This window comes from Ramlibacter sp., assembly GCF_041916345.1.
Taxonomy (GTDB): domain Bacteria; phylum Pseudomonadota; class Gammaproteobacteria; order Burkholderiales; family Burkholderiaceae_C; genus Ramlibacter.
Genome location: NZ_JAYRZR010000027.1, coordinates 1 through 15,241 on the forward strand (window position 1 = coordinate 1; position 15,241 = coordinate 15,241).

Sequence of the window (15,241 nt, forward strand, 5' to 3'; positions counted from 1 at the left end):
ACGTTGTGCGACGAGGCATCGCGGGGGTGGCGCTGGCGCTCCACCCCAGCCTAGGGGGCACCGAAGTCACGCGGCTGGCGTTTCGCAGGCTGGGGTGGAGCGCAGCGCAACCCCAGCATTCCCGCCTAGGTGCGCTGGATCAACTCGATCTTGTACCCATCCGGATCCTCGACAAACGCGATCACGGTGGCGCTGTGCTTCATCGGCCCCGGCGGGCGGGTGATGTTCACGCCGGCTTCGGCCAGCTCCGAGCACACGGCATAGATGTCGCCCACAGCGATGGCGATGTGGCCCCAGGCGGTGCCTTGCACATAGGGCTCGGTCTGGTCCCAGTTGTGCGTGAGCTCCAGCACCGTCGAGGTGTCTTCCCCGCCGTAGCCGAGGAAGGCCAGGGTGAAGCGGCCCGTGGGGTAGTCTTGCCGGCGCAGCAGCTGCATGCCCAGCGCGCCGATGTAGAAGTCCAGCGAGCGCTGCAGGTCCATCACCCGCATCATGGTGTGCAGGATGCGGGTGGGGCGTTCCGCGAGGTCCATGCGCGGCTCCGCGCTGGCCTGGGTGCCGATCTCGTAGTCCATGGCGTTCCCCCGTTGCGGTTGGCCGCGATGTGGTTCAGCGGGCGGCGATCACGTCGATCTCGACCTTCCACTCGGGCTTGACCAGGCCCGACACGTACACCAGCGTCGACGCCGGCTTGTGGCCGTTGAGGATCTCGGCACGCACCTTCGCGAAGGTGGCGTAGTCACCGCGGTCCACCAGATAGATGGTGGTCTTCACGATGTCCTGCAGCGTCATGCCCGCCTCGCCCAGGATCAGCGCGATGTTGGCCCAGGTCTGCCGCACCTGCGCCTCGAAGTCCGGGCTGGCCACGCCCTGGGCGTCGATGCCGATCTGCCCCGCCACGTACAGCGTGCGCTGCGCCTCGCTCAGGATGCCGTTCGAATAGGCCGCGGGCTCGCCGCCCATGGCGGCCGGGTTGATGCGGGTGCTGGTCATGGTGTTCTCCTTGGTGTGAATTCAGTTGATGAAGCCGGCCGACGGGTGGGCCCGCGGGAACTTGCGCAGGTAGTTCAGGAAGCGGCCGAGCGACTTGTCTGCCTTGGTCAGCAGGCCCTGGCGGTAGTGGATGGTGTCCAGGATGTCCTTATCCTCGCCCACGGTGCGGCGGCTGATGGCGAGCACGTTCTCCAGCTGCTCGGCGGACTTGGGGCCCTTCACCACGATGCTGCAGCTGTACACGGTGTGCTCGCCCGGCCGCGGCAGGCCGAAGCCGGTGACGTTGCAGCGCCAGAAGCCGTCGTACAGGCCCCAGCGGTAGAAGATGCTGGTGCCGCGGATGCCCGAGTGGTTGTCCACCGGCACGTCGCCCTGGTGCAGGCCGCGGTACTCGAAATCGAAGCCCCAGTCGTGCCACTGCACCTGGTCATGCGGCTCCTCCATCGCGAACTTGATCTTGTGCACCACCTTCAGGTGCTGCATGTCGGGCGTGTTGGCCGCGAACACCCAGGGGTCGCAGTGCAGCGTCTGGCCGAAGCGGTAGGCCTGCATCACCAGCTCGTCATCCGCATAGGGCAGCGTGGGCAGCTCGAACAGCGGCTCCTCGCCGTTGAAGACCCAGATGATCCCGAAGCGCTCGCGCACGGGGAAGAGGAACAGGCAGGCCGATTTCGGCGGCGGGTCGCCGATGCCCGTCTTCACGCAGAAGCCGTCGGCGTCGTACTCCCAGTGGTGAAAGGCGCACTGCACGCGGCCGTCGACGATCTTGCCCACCGACAGGTCGGCGCCCACGTGCGGGCAATAGGCACTCATGGCGCGCACCGTGCCATCGGGCGCGCGGAACACCACGATCTTGCCATCCAGGAAGTTCACGCCGAGGATCTGCCCGGGCACCACTTCACTCGCCAGCGCCACCGGGAACCACGATTGCGTGAACACGCCGCCTTCGCCTTCGGCCGGCATTCGCAGGTAGTGCGGCTTGGGCCGCGGCGTGCGCGCGGCCGTGCCGTTGGTGGGCATGCGGATGCTCTGTTCTTCCATGATGGGTCTTCCTCGTTCCGGCGAATCAATGGGGAATCTGCAGGCACAGCCCCGCGAGCTGCGGCGTCACGCGGATCTGGCACGCGAGGCGCGAGCAAGGCGTCGCATCCGGCAGGCTGGCCAGCATCAGGCGCTCATCCTCCGCCGGGGGCGGCAGGCGCGCGGCCCAGTCGTCGCGCACGTGCACGTGGCAGGTGCCGCAGGCGAGCGAGCCCTCGCAAGAGGCTTCGATGTCGAAGCCGGTGGCCTTGAGCGCCTGCATCAGCGAGCCGCCCACGGGCGCCTCGAACTCGAAGCCATCCGCTTCGCACGTCACCGTCTGCGCGGGTGCGTTCACGTCCGCCATCTCAACCCGCCTCCGACAAGGTGGCGCCGGCCGCGTCGCGCCGCTCCCAGAACACCACGCGCGCCTGCACCCAGCGCACCAGGCTGCTGGCCGTGATGCCGATGACCGACAGCGACACCACGGCCGCGAACATGGTGGCCACGTCGAAGGCCAGCGTGGACGACTGGATCAGGTAGCCCAGGCCCTGCTTGGACGAGACGAACTCACCCACCACCGCGCCAATCAGCGCCAGCACCACGCCGATCTGAAGGCCGGCGAAGATGGAGCCCGCGGCCGAGGGCAGCTTGACCTGGCGGAACACCTGCAGCCGCGAGGAGCCGAAGGCGCGGTACAGCTTCAGCAGATCGGGGTTGGCGGAGCGGAAGCCGTAGAAGCTGTTGATGAACACGGGGAAGAAGCAGATCAACCCCACCAGCACCATCTTGGAACTCACGCCGAAGCCGAACCACACGATCAGCAGCGGCGCCAGCGCCACCTTGGGGATGGACTGGATGGCCACCACGATGGGCATCAGCGTGCGCTCGATCCAGCGCCACTCGGCCACCACGGCCCCGGCCACCAGAGCCACCGTGCAGCCGATGCCGTAGCCCACCACCACCTCGTACATCGTCGTGCCCAGGTGCTTCCAGTAGGTGCGGTCCGTCACGTAGCCGGCCCACAGCGCCGTGCCCACGTCCAGCGGGCGCGGCAGCAGGTAGGTGGGCACCTGCAGCCACACCACGGCGCGGTCCCACACCACCAGCAGCACGGCCACCGCCGCCAGCGGCAGCACGATGGAAAGGATGCGGTCCTTCATGGCTTCTTCTCCTCGCCCGCGGGCGGTGCGCGGAAGAACGCGCGCAGGCGGTTGCAGATGGCGTTGAACTCGGGCGAGCCCAGGGTCTCGATCCGGCGCGGCCGCTCGATGGGCACGTCGATCACATCCACCACGGTGCCGGGGCGCGCGGAGAGCACCACCACGCGGTCCGCCAGGTACACCGCCTCGGGGATCGAGTGGGTGATGAACAGCACCGACTTGCCGCTCTGCATCCACATGGCCTGCAGTTCGTCCGTCATGTGCTCGCGCGTCATGGCGTCCAGCGCGGCGAAGGGCTCGTCCATCAGCAGCAACTGCGGGTCATGCATGAAGCCGCGGGCGATGCCCACGCGCTGCTGCATGCCGCCCGACAGCTCATACGGATAGTGGTTCTCGAAGCCTTCCAGCCGCACCAGCCGGATCAGCTCGCGGGCGCGCGCCTCATGCGCGGCCAGCGGCTGGCCCATGGCCTGCATCGGCACCAGCACGTTCTGCAGCACCGTCTTCCAGGGCAGCAGCGTGGGCTGCTGGAAGACGATGCCCACGTCGCGCCGCGGCGCGGTCACGGCCTCGCCACGGATGGCCACGCGGCCCTTGGAAGGCGCGAGCAAGCCCGAGGCGATGTTCAGCAGCGTGGATTTGCCGCAGCCCGAGGGGCCGAGCACCGCCACGAACTCGCCGTCGCCCACCTCGAAGTTCAGGTCACGCAGCGCGGTCAGCGGCCCGCGCGCGGACGCGTAGGTGACCGTGAGGTTGTCGATGGCGAGGCGCGGCACGCTCATGGCGGTTCCGTTGGCTGAGGGCAGGGGCTGTGGCAGGTCCGGCCTCACGGCTTCCAGGCGCGGGCCTGGCGGGCCACGATCTGCGGATCGAACTTGTTGTATTCGGCCACCAGCTCGTTGGTGTAGAGCGAGTTCATCGGCACGTTCTCGTTCGTCACCTCGCCGCCTTCCTTGAGCGCCGCGATCAGCAGCTTCCAGTCACGATCGGAATAGGCGCCCCACTGGCGCGGCTCGCCGGCGCGGAAGTAGGTGATGTTGTCCAGGCGGGACTTCATCACGACCAGCTCCTTGCGCAGGATCTCGGCCTCGGTGCCCACCTTGGGCTTCTGGTCGGGGTAGTGCTTCCAGAAGGCCTGCAGGCAGCCCGTGGGGTTGGCGTCACAGGCGACAGAGCCCTTGGACACGGCGCGCCCGAAGCGGGCAATGAGCTGCGGGTTCTCCTTCAGCAGCTTGTCCGTCACCTCGAAGCCGTGGCTGGACATGCCCTGGAACTCCTTGGGCACATCGAGCCGGCGGATGGGCGTGCCACTCACCTCCAGCGAGGCGTGCGCGCTGTCCCACAGGTTCAGCGCCTGGATCTGGTTGGTCTTGAGCGCCTGGAAGGCCTGGCCGCCAAAGCCCACCGGCTGCAGCGTCACGCTTTTCGGATCCACGCCCGATGCCGCGAGGATGGCGCGCGTGGTGTACACGTTGCCGGAGCCGAGCGAGACCACGCCGATGGTCTTGCCCTTGAGGTCGGCGATGGACTTCACCTGGCTGTCGGCCGGTACCGCGAACTCCCACACCGAGTTGCGCAGGTAGTTGTAGACGAACTTGAGCGGGAAGTTCTGCTTGCCCGGCTGGCGCGCGATGACCAGCGGCTCCATGCTGGCGCCGGAGGCATGGATCTGGCCCGACAGCAGCTGCGGGATGATCACGCTGGAGCCGGCGAGCGGCACCAGCTCCAGATCGATCTTCTCCTCCTCGAAGTAGCCCAGCTCCTTGGCGAAGAGGAAGTTCGCCACGGCGGAGCTGATGGCCGAGGGCACGCCGTAGATGAACTTGTCCTTGGCCAGGGCGGGGACCGCCAGCGAGGACAGCAGCGCCACGGCGGCAATGCGGGCAATGGAACGTCGAAGCATGGCAAGACTCCTGTGGTGGGTTGGGGCGAGGGCGGTTGATTTCAGGCGTGGCGGGCGTCGCGGGCGCGGCGCAAGGCACGGGCGGTGACGGCAATGACCATGTCCACCTTGGCGGCGTTGTCGCGCAGCGGCAGCGCGCCGTACACCACCTTTCGGGCGGCGACGGCGATGTGGTCGTCGGTGAGGTCGCGGGCGGTGACGAGCAGGGCGCGCTCGGCGTGCGCGGCGCGCATGGGCAGGGGCGACACGCCACCCAGCGAGATGCGCACGCCGCGCAGCGCATCGCCCTGCCAGTGCAGGTGCACGGCGGCCGAGGCCTCGGCAAAGTCGCCGCGCCACTGCGCGTATTTCTCGAAGGCCTGTGTCACGTCGGCCGTGCGAGGCACTTCGACGGCCACGATGATTTCCTGCGGGCCCACGTTCGTCTCACCGGACCAGCGGTAGAAGTCCGCCATGCGGATGCGCCGCTCGCCGGCGGGGCCCTGCACGATGACAGTCGCGTCCAGCGCGGTCAGCGCTGGCGCGAGATCGGCCACGCAGGGCGCCGCGCAACGGCCCGCGCCCAGGATGGCATGGTGCCGGTTGTCGCCCATCACCGCGTAGCAGGGGCAGGACACGCCGCCGTTCTTGTAGCAGGGCAGGCCGCTGCGGAAGAACCAGCAGCGCTTCTCTTGCGAGAGGTCGCCCGCCACTGTGGCCACGTTGCGGATCTGCCGGGTGGCGATGAGGTCTGCCGCCTCGCACAGGGCGGGCAGCAGGGCGCGCAAATTCTCGTGCTGCGTCAGCTCCGTCAGCGTGACGCCCGCGCCGATGCGCACCGCATGATCCCCCAAGGTGATGCCACCCAGGCCCGCCGTGCGCGAGATGTCGATCACCAGTTCGGGCGCATACACGCCCTGGCGGATGCCAGGCTGCACGTCGGTGCCGCCCGCCATCAGCTTCACGCGCCGGCCCGGCGCGCGCAGCAGCTGCAGCGCCTGCGCCACGTCATCGGCCCGCGCATAGTCCCACGTGGTGACCCGCGGACGCGGCCGGGCGAACGTCTCGCCCAGCTTCTTCATGGCGGGGAACAGGCCGCGCGGGTACAGGCTGCGCGCGGTGGCCACCTCCAGGTTGTAGGGGCGCAGCCAGGGCTTGAGCTCGGTCGCGCGCGCCTCCTTGCGACGCAGCGCCGCCAGCATCTTGTGCGGCGTGATCGGCAGCGTGCGGAAGCGGATGCCGGTGGCGTGGGCGACCGCGTTGGCGATGGCGGCCACGGTGGGGTTGATGGACACCTCGCCGCTGGACTTGGCGCCCAGCGGACCGCGCGGATCCAGCGTCTCCACATACGCGGTCTCGATCTCCGTGGTCTCGAAGATGCGCGGCACGCGGTAGTTGATCAGGGACGTGTTGACCGGCCGGCCATGGTCAAACACCAGGTCTTCCGTCAGCGCCATGCCGATGCCCTGCACGATGCCGCCATGCATCTGCCCGTCGAGCGAGGCCTGGTTGATGACGCGGCCCACGTCCTGCACCGCCACCACCTTGAGCACGCGCACATGGCCCGTCTCGGGGTCCACCTCCACCTCCACTCCCTGGGCGCCGAAGGCATAGGTGGCCGAGTAGTTGCCGTAGCCTGTCTTGGGGTCGGGGTAGGGCTGGTCGAGCTTGTGGTGGCCGTTCACCTTGAACGGGCCGGTGAGCGCGGCAACCTCGGCCCAGGTCAGGTGCTCGGCCTCGCTCACCCGCACGCCATCGTCGACGAAGCGAACGTCCTTGGGGGCGATGCCGCGGCGCACCTGCAGCACCTCACGCACGCGGCTCATGAGGTGGTCCGCGGCGTCCAGCGCGGCGGCACCGGCCATGAAGGTCACGCGCGATGCGGCGCTGCCCAGGTCATCCGGCGCGTCGTCGGTATCCATGTGCAGCACGTCGATGGCGTGCACGCTCAGGTCCAGCGCCTGCGACACGAACTGCGCCAGCGTGGTGTTCTGCCAGGTGCCGCAGTCGGCGTTCTGCGTGGCCAGCAGGAAGCGCCCATCGGCCCGCAGCTCCAGGCTCACGTTCGCGAAGTTGCCCTCGGTGTAGAGGATGCCCACGCTGGGGTTGATCATGGCGGCCACGCCCACGCCGCGCCACGGCTTGGGGTGGCGGCGCTTCTCCTGCCAGCCGATGCGGCGCTCCACCTCCTGCAGGCATTCGGCCAGGCCGCAGGTGGAGATCTCGAAGCCTTGCGGCGTGACATCCCCCGGCTGGTTGGCAATCTCGATCCGGTACGCGATCGGGTCCTTGCCCAGCTTCTCGGCCAGTTCGTCGACCTGCGTCTCCAGCGCCCAGATGGCATGCGGCGCGCCCATGCCGCGGTAGGAGCCGCCCGAGACCTTGTTGGTGTAGACCAGCTTGCCATCGAAGTCGACCGCGCCCACCCGATACAGGTTGGCGGTGCGCTGCCGCACGGCCGACACATAGGCCGGCCCCATGTGCGAGAAGGCGCCGTTGTCCACCAGGTAGTGGTTGCGCCGCGCGAGGATGCGACCCTGGGCGTCCACCGCCGTGGCCAGCGTCATGGTCTTGCCGTGGTCCGTCTTGCCGCTGATGAACTCCTCACGGCGCGACAGCACGATCTTCACCGGCGCCTGCGCGGCGCGCGACAGCAGCGCCGCAATGCCGATCGGCTCGGGCGCCTGCGACTTGCCGCCGAAGCCACCACCGATCTCGATGGCGTGCACGCGCACCTGGCTGCGGTCCAGCCCCAGGATGTGTGCCAGCTCCTTGCGCACGAAGAAGGGGGACTGCGTGCCGGCCCACACCTCCATGCGCTGCGTGTCGGGCGACCAGCGCGCCACCACGGCATTGGTCTCCATGCACACGGGCGCCACGATGCCATGCGAGTAGGTGCCCTGCACCGTGTGCGCGGCCTGCGCGAAGGCGGCCTCGGCGTCGCCCCAGATGGCGTGGGTGTGCTGTGCCACGTTGGGCGGCAGGCCCTCGCGCTGGTGGATGACCGGGGCACCCGGGGCCAGTGCCGCATGCACGTCGTACACCGGCTCCAGCAGCTCGTACGTCACCTCGATGGCGGCGGCGGCGGCCTGGGCCTGCTCCTGCGTGTCCGCCGCGACGGCCGCCACCTCCTCCCCCACGAAGCGGACGACATCGCGCGCGAACGGGTAGCGATCCGCGTAGCGCGGGCTCATGTGGAGGTAGCGCACATCGGCCTGCGCGCCGGTGAGCACCGCCCCCACGCCCGGCATGGCGGCGGCGCGTGAGGTGTCGATGGCCAGGATCCGCGCGTGCGGATGCGGGCTGCGCAGCATCACGCCCCACAGCATGCCGGGCAGGGTGAAGTCGTGCGTGTAGATCGCACGGCCCGTGACCTTGGCCAGCGCCTCCTTCTGCGGAGCCGGCGCCGTGCCGATGTGGCGCATGTTCATGTGGCGGCACCCCGCGCCAGCGCATTGGCGGCCTCGATCAGGCGAACGTAGCCGCTGCAGCGGCACACGTTGCCCTGCAGCGCCACGCGGATCTGATGCTCGGTGGGCGAAGGGGTCTCGGCGAACAGGGCCGCCAGCGACATCACCACCCCCGGCGTGCAGAAGCCGCACTGGAAGGCGCCGTGCGCCACCAGCGCCTGCTGGATGGCGGAGAGCGGGGCGCCTTCGGCCGACTGCGACTCGATGGTGTGCACCTGCGCGCCCTCGGCCCGCAGCGCGGGCACCAGGCAGGCGCAGACGGCGCGCCCTTCCATCAGCACCGTGCAGGCCCCGCACTCGCCCGCGTTGCAGCCGATCTTGGTGCCGGTGAGCTGAAGCTGGTCCCGCAGGAGCTGCGCCAGGCTGTCGCTGCCGCGCGCCTGCACACGGCAGGCGGCGCCATTGACAGTCAGCGTCAGCTCACGCGCGACCCCAGTCATCGAAAGCTCCTTCTTCGCCAGGCAACCCGACCCCCGCATGGGTGCAATGACCTTGCTCGGCGGTTCTGGCTTAGGATAAGTGCGCACCCCCAGTGCGTGAAGGCTTCGCGGGCTGACAAATAATGGGTCTCGACAATCAAAAATCTTGGGCTGCCCCACCCGCCGCGCCGGCACCGGCGGGCGCCAGCCCGCGCGGCACTCGCCGCAAGCGCCTGCCACCGCTGAAGGCGCTGAAGGCCTTCGAGTCCGCCGCGCGCCTGGGCAGCTTCGCGCGCGCGGCGCAGGAACTCTTTGTCACCCAGACGGCCGTCAGCCACCAGATCAAGCTGCTGGAAGAGCACCTGGGTTGCCTGCTGTTCGAGCGCCTGCCCAACGGCCTGGCCCTCACGCCGCAGGGCCACGCGATCTTTCCCGCCATCTCCGCCGGCTTCGAGCACTTCGAGACCGCCATGACGCTGCTTCCGCGGCCGGCGCAGGCAGCGGCGCAGGTGCTGCAGGTGAGCGCACTGCCCTCGTTCACGCAGGAATGGCTGATGCCGCGGCTGGTGGACTTTCGCGCCCGCTGGCCGGATGTGGACGTACTGATCCAGACGGACTACCGCATGGCCGATCTCTCCGGCGACGGCGTGGACGTGGCCATCCGCTTCGGCCGGGGCGGCTTTGGCGAAGACCTGCGCGCGGACCTGCTTTCCACCGAGACCGTCACGCCCGTGTGCAGCCCCACGCTGCTGAAGCGCCAGGTGGGCGACTACGAGCCGCGCGACCTGGCCTCCTTCACGCTGCTGAACTCCACCGTGCGCATGGTGCACGAGCCCTGGATGTCCTGGGAGCTGTGGCTGGAGGAAGTGGGCATGGACGCCCGCGACGTGGCCGCTGGACCCAAGTTCTCGGATCCCCTGCTGATCCTGCGCGCCGCCATGGCCGGCGGCGGCATGGTGCTGGGCCGCAGCATGCTGGTGCATGACCACCTGCAGGCCGGCCGCCTGGTAGCCCCCTTCCCCGGCTGGGTGAAGCCCATCCTGTCTTCGTACTACGTGGTCAGCACGAGCGAGAAGGCGAAGCTGGAACGGGTGTCGGTGTTTCGGGAATGGCTGCTGGAGACGGCGCGTAGAGAGGCGAAGGCGGGCGAGGGGTTGCGGCTGGGGTGAAGGGGAACGCTGGGGTTGCGCTGACGCTCCACCCCAGCCTACGAACAGCCAGCCACTTAGCGTTTCCTCCTACCGCCTCCCCACCCCCAACCGCAACACCCCCGCCGGCCGCAGCGTGACATGCATGCGCGGCACGGGATCCGCCTCGCCCGGCACCCGATGCAGCGTGAACCGCTGCAGCAGCATCGCGGCCACGAGCGTCATCTCCAGCAACGCGAAGTGCTGGCCGATGCACACGCGCGGGCCCACGCCGAAGGGCATCCAGGCGCTGCGCGGCTGCGACGAGGTGTCGCCGAGAAAGCGCTCCGGCACGAAGGCCGCCGGTTGCGCGAACCACCGCGCATCCCGCTGGATCACCCAGGGCGTGATGCGCAGCAGCGTGCCGGCCGGCACCACCTGCCCGCGCAGCTCGAAGGGCCGCCGCACCCGGCGCGTCATGATCGCGGCCACCGGCGGATAGAGGCGCATCGCCTCCTTCAGCGTGGCACCCAGCCAGGGCAGCGCCTGGGCGTCGGCGGCGGCGGGGTCGCGGCCCTGTAGCACCGCATCCACCTCCTGCTGCGCGCGCGCCGCGGCCTCGGGGTGGCCCGCCATCAGCCAGGCCCACCACAGCAACGCGGTGGCCGTCGTCTCATGCCCGGCCTGGAACATCACCATGCACTGGTCGTGCACCTCGGCTGCGTTGAGGGCGCTGCCGTCTTCGTCGCGCACGGCGAGCAGCATGGCCAGCAAGTCGTCTGAGGGTGCTTGCTCGACCGGCAGCGCGCGGCGCGCGGCAATCTCGCCATCCACCAGGCCGTTGAGCACCCCCAGCGCGCGGCGCTTGGCCGCCTTGTGCGGCAGCGGCAGCCAGTCAGGCAGGCTGAAGGGCCAGAACATCTCCTGCAGGGCCTCTTGCGACAGCACCTGCGTGGCCTGGGCCGCCGCCCGCGCCACGGCCGGCGCGCGGCTGGAGAACAGCGTGCGCATGATCACGTCCATGGTGAGCGCGTTGAACAGGTCCTCCATCGGCAGCACGGCCTGGCGAGTGCCAGGCGGCAGAGCGCCATCGAGCGCTTCACGCGCGGCGTCCACCATCAACGCGGCATAGCCCTGCACCCGCCGCGGCTGGAAGCCGGGCGCCAGCATGCGCCGCTGGCGCCGCCACGCATCGCCCTCGGCCACCAGCAGGCCCTGGCCGAAGGCCTGCGATAACACCGAGACGCCGCGCTCCCACCGCACCAGGTGATCCGCATGGTCCACCAGCGCCGTGCGCACGTCGTCGGGGTGGAACAGATCCAGGCTGCGCTCGGGGCCGATGCGCATCGCCACCACGTCACCGTGGTCACGCTGCAGCCCGCTGGTGAAGCCCAGGTAGTCTCGGTACATGGCGCGCAGCAGCGGCAGGCCCCTCCAGGGGCAGGGCGGGCCGGCCCGCTGCGTGGACGGCAAGGTGGTGGTGTTCATGGGCGGCAGCCTACGCGCGCGGGCGGTGGCGGGATAGAACGATGTCGACGATGCCGGCCTCAGGTGCCGCCCGCGAGCAGCGCTACATAGGCGGCATAGCTGAAGAGCCGATTCTTCTTCTGTCCGGTCAGTTCGGTCAGCAGCCCCGCGTCTTGCAGCAGCTTCACCGCAGCTGCAGCCGTGGGGAACGTGGTATCCAGCTTCTGCCTGACCTGATCGATGGTGAAGCGGGGCATGAGCGGCAGCAGCTCGAACAGACGCAGGGCCACTGCGCCGACTCGCGGGGCGGCCAGCACACGCCTTCGGTCGGCGTTGATCAGGCTCGCCATTCCGACGATGCCACGCTCAGCGTCGATGGCCGCTGTCTCCACCCCTTCGAGAAAGAACGCGACCCAGCCTTCCCAGTCTCCCTCGGTCCGCACGGCCGAAAGCCGCTGGTAGTACTCCGCCTGGTGTTGCTTGAGATAGCCGCTCAGGTAGACCAGGGGCTCGGGCAGCAGCCCCCATTGCTCCAGCAGCGCCGCTATCAGCAGCCGGCCGATACGGCCGTTGCCATCCAGGAAGGGATGGATCGTCTCGAACTGAACGTGGACGAGGGCCACGCGCACCAAGGGCGGCAGATGGGGAGCAGGCTCATGGATGAACCGCTCCAGATCGGCCAGCAGGGGCGGCACCTGGTCTGGCGGTGGCGGCACGAAGACAGCGCGGCCTGGTCGGGTGCCACCAATCCAGTTCTGTGATCGGCGCAGTTCACCCGGCTGCTTGCCGGCCCCTCGCGCGCCGTCCAGGAGCAGCCGGTGGGCCTGCGACAGCAGCCACACCGAGAGGGGCAGGCCTGCCGGGTTGCGCAAGTTGTCTCGCACGAGGCGGAAGGCGCGCAGGTAGTTGGTGACCTCCTCCACGTCGGAAGCATTGGCCAGTATCTGGCCTGCCTCGTTATCGAAAAGGTCCGTCAAGGTCGCCTGGGTTCCTTCGATCTGTGAAGTGAGCAGGGCCTCCTTGCGGATGGCGCTGTACAACAGCCAGTCCACCGAAGGAACCAGGCCGGCCATGCCCGCGAGACGCGCAAGGGCCATCTCCGCCCGGCGGTTGGCTTCGGCGTGGGCCTCCCGTGACAGCGGCGGATTCGTGGGCGGCAGCGCGTGCGGCACGAAGGCGCGCACGGACTCGCCCAGCGTGGTCGTGGTGACGTAGTTGCCCGTGCGACGCATCACATGAAAGAAGACTTGAGTAACCTTCGCACATATTAAAGGGCTCTTTAGTTTGTGGGAAGCGATTGAAGGCCAGCTTGAGGAACAGGTGGCCTGTGCGCACGCGCCCGTCTTGAACGATGTCGACACCCCAGGGCCTCTGCCCACCAGCCGCCCGCACCTGCCTACACTCGCCCCATGGCCCACCTTGCCACGCCGCCGCAGCCCGCGCTGGCCGCGCTGAACCGCGCGCCGGCGCAGCTGTGGCTGCCCCGCATCTCGCTCAGCCAATGCATCCGCGCGGTGGTGACGCGCAGCACCCTGGGCGTGGGGCGCGACTGGCCACCGGCCTGGTGCGAGAACCACTTTCCCGCATCGCCCCTGTGCGGGCTGAGCTGGTTCATCCACGGCCACACCGATCTGCTGCACGCGGACGGACGGCCGCCGCAGCGCCTGCCGCCCATCTACTTCAGCGGGCCCTTCACACAACCCACGCGATCGCGCAACACGCCCGAGGGCCAGGGCCTGATGCTGATGCTGCTGCCCGACGCGGTGCAGGCCCTGACCGGCCTGGACCCCTCGCAGTACGTGAACCGCTGCGTGCCGGCCGAAGACGTGCTGGACGACGCGTGGATGGCCATGGCCCGCGCCGTACGCGAAGCGCCAGACGACGCCACGCGCGTGGGCCTGATCGAAGCCTTTCTGGAGCCACGCTGGCAAGCCCTGCGCCCCGGCGGCGGCGGCACCGGCCGCCCGCACCTGCAAGACTGGGCCCAGGGCCTGGCCCTGCGCGCCGCCGCATCGGGCGTGGGCCGCAGCCTGCGCGCGGCCGAGCGCCGCATCAAGGGCTGGGCCGGCCTGCCCCTGCGCGAGCTGCGCGGCATGGGCCGCGCCGAGCAGGCCTTCTTTCGCGCTCTGGCCGCGGGCGATGGCCCGGTGCCGTGGGCCGAAGTGGCCGCCGACACCGGCTATGCCGATCAATCGCACCTGTGCCGCGAGACGCGGCGGGTGACGGGGTTTGCGCCGGGGGAGTTGAGGCGGCGGATTGCGGAGGAGGAGGGGTTCTGGATTTATCGGGTGTGGGGGTGAGGGGGCGGGCCCAGCTGCGTTAATCTTCGCGCCATGGCCGCGCCTGACGCCAGCTGCCCGTTCTGCACGCTACCGACATCCCGGATCATTATGGGGAACGATGTGGCGCTTGTGATCCGGGATGCCTTTCCCGTGTCGCCGGGCCACACCTTGGTAATGCCGCGTCGGCACGTCGGCAGCTTCTTCGCGCTGGAGGCGCGCGAGCGCGATGGATTGCTCGATCTGGTCGACCAGGCGCGCCGGGAACTCGATATGGCGCTGAAGCCCGCCAGCTACAACATCGGCATCAATGATGGTCCGGCCGCGGGGCAGACCGTTCCCCACTTGCACGTGCATTTGATCCCTAGGTACCTGGGCGACCAGCCGGACCCCCGCGGTGGCGTGCGGTGGATCTTTCCCGAGTGGGCGGACTACTGGTCGGCGCAGGCTGCGCCAGCGCGCTCATGAAGACCGCGGCCGAGATCCTCGCTGCATTCGACAACATCCGACGGGCGCAGAACGCGGGCGTCTATGCGCCGCACAAGCCGCTTCTGATCCTGCTGGCGCTGGCGCGCGTGCAGCGGGGTGAACCGCGGCTCGTGGATTTCAACGACATCGAAGGTCCTCTCAAGCGCCTGCTGGTGGAGTTTGGCCGCAGCGGATCAGCGAACACCCGTCACCTTCCGTTCTGGCACCTTCGGTCGGATGGTCAAGGCGCCATCTGGAAGCTGAGCGGGCCGCGCGAACTGCTGGCGCGGCCGGCAGCGACAGCGCCCAACCTGGGCGAGCTGCGCCTGAACCACGTGCGGGGCGGCTTCCCCATTGCAGTGGACAAGGCGCTTCGCGAGCAGCCGGGCCTGCTGGAAGCCGTCGCAGCCCAAGTCATGGACGCCGCGTTTCCGGAAACCTTGCATGCCGACATCGCAGCGGCGGTCGGCCTTTCCCTCGATAGATCCACCATCATCATGGCGGGCGAGCGAACAGCGCCGGCGTACGTGCAGTCCGAACACCGGCACCGGGACCCCGGCTTTCGTGAACGTGTGCTGCGCGCCTACGAGTACCGATGCTGCGTCTGCGGCTTCGATCTGCGCATCGGGCAGGTGAGCGCGGGTCTGGAGGCCGCGCACATTCAATGGCACAACGTGGGCGGCCCGGACGTCGAGCCTAATGGGCTCTCCCTGTGTTCGCTGCACCACAAGCTGTTCGACCTCGGCGCATTCACCGTCGAGCCTTCCGAGTTTCGTGTGGTGTTCAGCCAGCAGGCGATCGGCAGCCAACGCGGGCGTGACGGTGAACTCCGCCACCATGGCCGGCCCATCCTGCCGCCGCAGCAGCGGGACATGCTTCCGGCGCCGCAGTACCTGGGGTGGAACTTTAAGAACGTGTTCAAGACGCCGGCGCGGCGGGTGGGGGGTTGAGAT

General features: G+C 69.1%; 15 protein-coding genes. 4 read left to right on the forward strand and 11 right to left on the reverse strand.

Translation table 11 applies throughout. From position 1 onward, the window contains the following. Nucleotides 1-125: 125 nt before the first annotated feature. The 9 genes from gloA to ACE3T5_RS09425 form a co-directional block, all read right to left on the reverse strand. Nucleotides 126-533: a lactoylglutathione lyase gene (gene gloA / locus ACE3T5_RS09385; RefSeq protein WP_374666920.1), complete on the reverse strand. Its 408-nt coding sequence runs from the start codon at nucleotides 531-533 to the stop codon at nucleotides 126-128. A gap of 76 nt (nucleotides 534-609) precedes the next feature. Further along, nucleotides 610-993, reverse strand: a complete 384-nt coding sequence (locus ACE3T5_RS09390) for a RidA family protein (RefSeq protein WP_374666833.1) — start codon at nucleotides 991-993, stop codon at nucleotides 610-612. Between the two features lie 21 nt (nucleotides 994-1,014). Further along, a complete protein-coding gene (locus ACE3T5_RS09395) occupies nucleotides 1,015-2,034 on the reverse strand; it encodes a Rieske 2Fe-2S domain-containing protein (protein ID WP_374666836.1) in 1,020 nt (339 codons plus the stop codon). Nucleotides 2,035-2,059: 25 nt separating this feature from the next. After that, complete coding sequence (locus ACE3T5_RS09400; RefSeq protein WP_374666838.1) at nucleotides 2,060-2,371, reverse strand: 2Fe-2S iron-sulfur cluster-binding protein; 312 nt, start codon at nucleotides 2,369-2,371, stop codon at nucleotides 2,060-2,062. Between the two features lie 10 nt (nucleotides 2,372-2,381). Next, the gene (locus ACE3T5_RS09405) at nucleotides 2,382-3,176 is read right to left on the reverse strand and encodes an ABC transporter permease (RefSeq protein WP_374666840.1); all 795 of its coding nucleotides are present in this window, start codon (nucleotides 3,174-3,176) and stop codon (nucleotides 2,382-2,384) included. Then, nucleotides 3,173-3,958 (reverse strand): ABC transporter ATP-binding protein, encoded by a 786-nt coding sequence (locus tag ACE3T5_RS09410; RefSeq protein ID WP_374666842.1) that lies wholly within the window; start codon nucleotides 3,956-3,958, stop codon nucleotides 3,173-3,175. The genes ACE3T5_RS09405 and ACE3T5_RS09410 overlap by 4 nt, the downstream gene beginning before the upstream one ends. Before the next feature lie 44 nt (nucleotides 3,959-4,002). Next, entirely contained in the window at nucleotides 4,003-5,079 is a 1,077-nt protein-coding gene (locus ACE3T5_RS09415) for an ABC transporter substrate-binding protein (protein ID WP_374666844.1), read from the reverse strand. A gap of 41 nt (nucleotides 5,080-5,120) precedes the next feature. After that, nucleotides 5,121-8,489, reverse strand: a complete 3,369-nt coding sequence (locus ACE3T5_RS09420) for a molybdopterin cofactor-binding domain-containing protein (protein ID WP_374666846.1) — start codon at nucleotides 8,487-8,489, stop codon at nucleotides 5,121-5,123. Further along, nucleotides 8,486-8,968 (reverse strand): (2Fe-2S)-binding protein, encoded by a 483-nt coding sequence (locus ACE3T5_RS09425; RefSeq protein ID WP_374666848.1) that lies wholly within the window; start codon nucleotides 8,966-8,968, stop codon nucleotides 8,486-8,488. Before ACE3T5_RS09425 ends, ACE3T5_RS09420 begins: the two co-directional genes overlap by 4 nt. Nucleotides 8,969-9,090: 122 nt before the next feature. On the opposite strand from ACE3T5_RS09425, the gene gcvA reads away from it, so the two are divergent. Next, a complete protein-coding gene (gcvA, locus tag ACE3T5_RS09430) occupies nucleotides 9,091-10,116 on the forward strand; it encodes a transcriptional regulator GcvA (RefSeq protein WP_374666850.1) in 1,026 nt (341 codons plus the stop codon). A gap of 69 nt (nucleotides 10,117-10,185) precedes the next feature. On the opposite strand, the gene ACE3T5_RS09435 is transcribed toward gcvA, so the two are convergent. Together ACE3T5_RS09435 and ACE3T5_RS09440 are read right to left on the reverse strand one after the other, a co-directional pair. Next, nucleotides 10,186-11,562 (reverse strand): cytochrome P450, encoded by a 1,377-nt coding sequence (locus tag ACE3T5_RS09435; protein WP_374666851.1) that lies wholly within the window; start codon nucleotides 11,560-11,562, stop codon nucleotides 10,186-10,188. 59 nt (nucleotides 11,563-11,621) lie between these two features. Next, entirely contained in the window at nucleotides 11,622-12,773 is a 1,152-nt protein-coding gene (locus tag ACE3T5_RS09440) for a Fic family protein (RefSeq protein WP_374666853.1), read from the reverse strand. Between the two features lie 177 nt (nucleotides 12,774-12,950). Here ACE3T5_RS09440 and ACE3T5_RS09445 point away from each other — a divergent pair, with 177 nt between their 5' ends. From ACE3T5_RS09445 to ACE3T5_RS09455, 3 genes are read left to right on the forward strand one after another with little or no spacing between them, the layout of a single operon-like run. Then, on the forward strand, nucleotides 12,951-13,841 hold the full coding sequence (locus ACE3T5_RS09445; protein ID WP_374666855.1) for a helix-turn-helix domain-containing protein: 891 nt from the start codon (nucleotides 12,951-12,953) through the stop codon (nucleotides 13,839-13,841). A 33-nt stretch (nucleotides 13,842-13,874) separates the two neighbouring features. After that, nucleotides 13,875-14,288, forward strand: a complete 414-nt coding sequence (locus tag ACE3T5_RS09450) for an HIT family protein (RefSeq protein WP_374666857.1) — start codon at nucleotides 13,875-13,877, stop codon at nucleotides 14,286-14,288. Then, nucleotides 14,285-15,238 carry a phosphorothioated DNA-binding restriction endonuclease gene (locus ACE3T5_RS09455; protein ID WP_374666859.1) on the forward strand — a complete coding sequence of 318 codons (954 nt, stop codon included), beginning with the start codon at nucleotides 14,285-14,287 and terminating at the stop codon, nucleotides 15,236-15,238. The genes ACE3T5_RS09450 and ACE3T5_RS09455 overlap by 4 nt, the downstream gene beginning before the upstream one ends. Nucleotides 15,239-15,241: the final 3 nt, after the last annotated feature.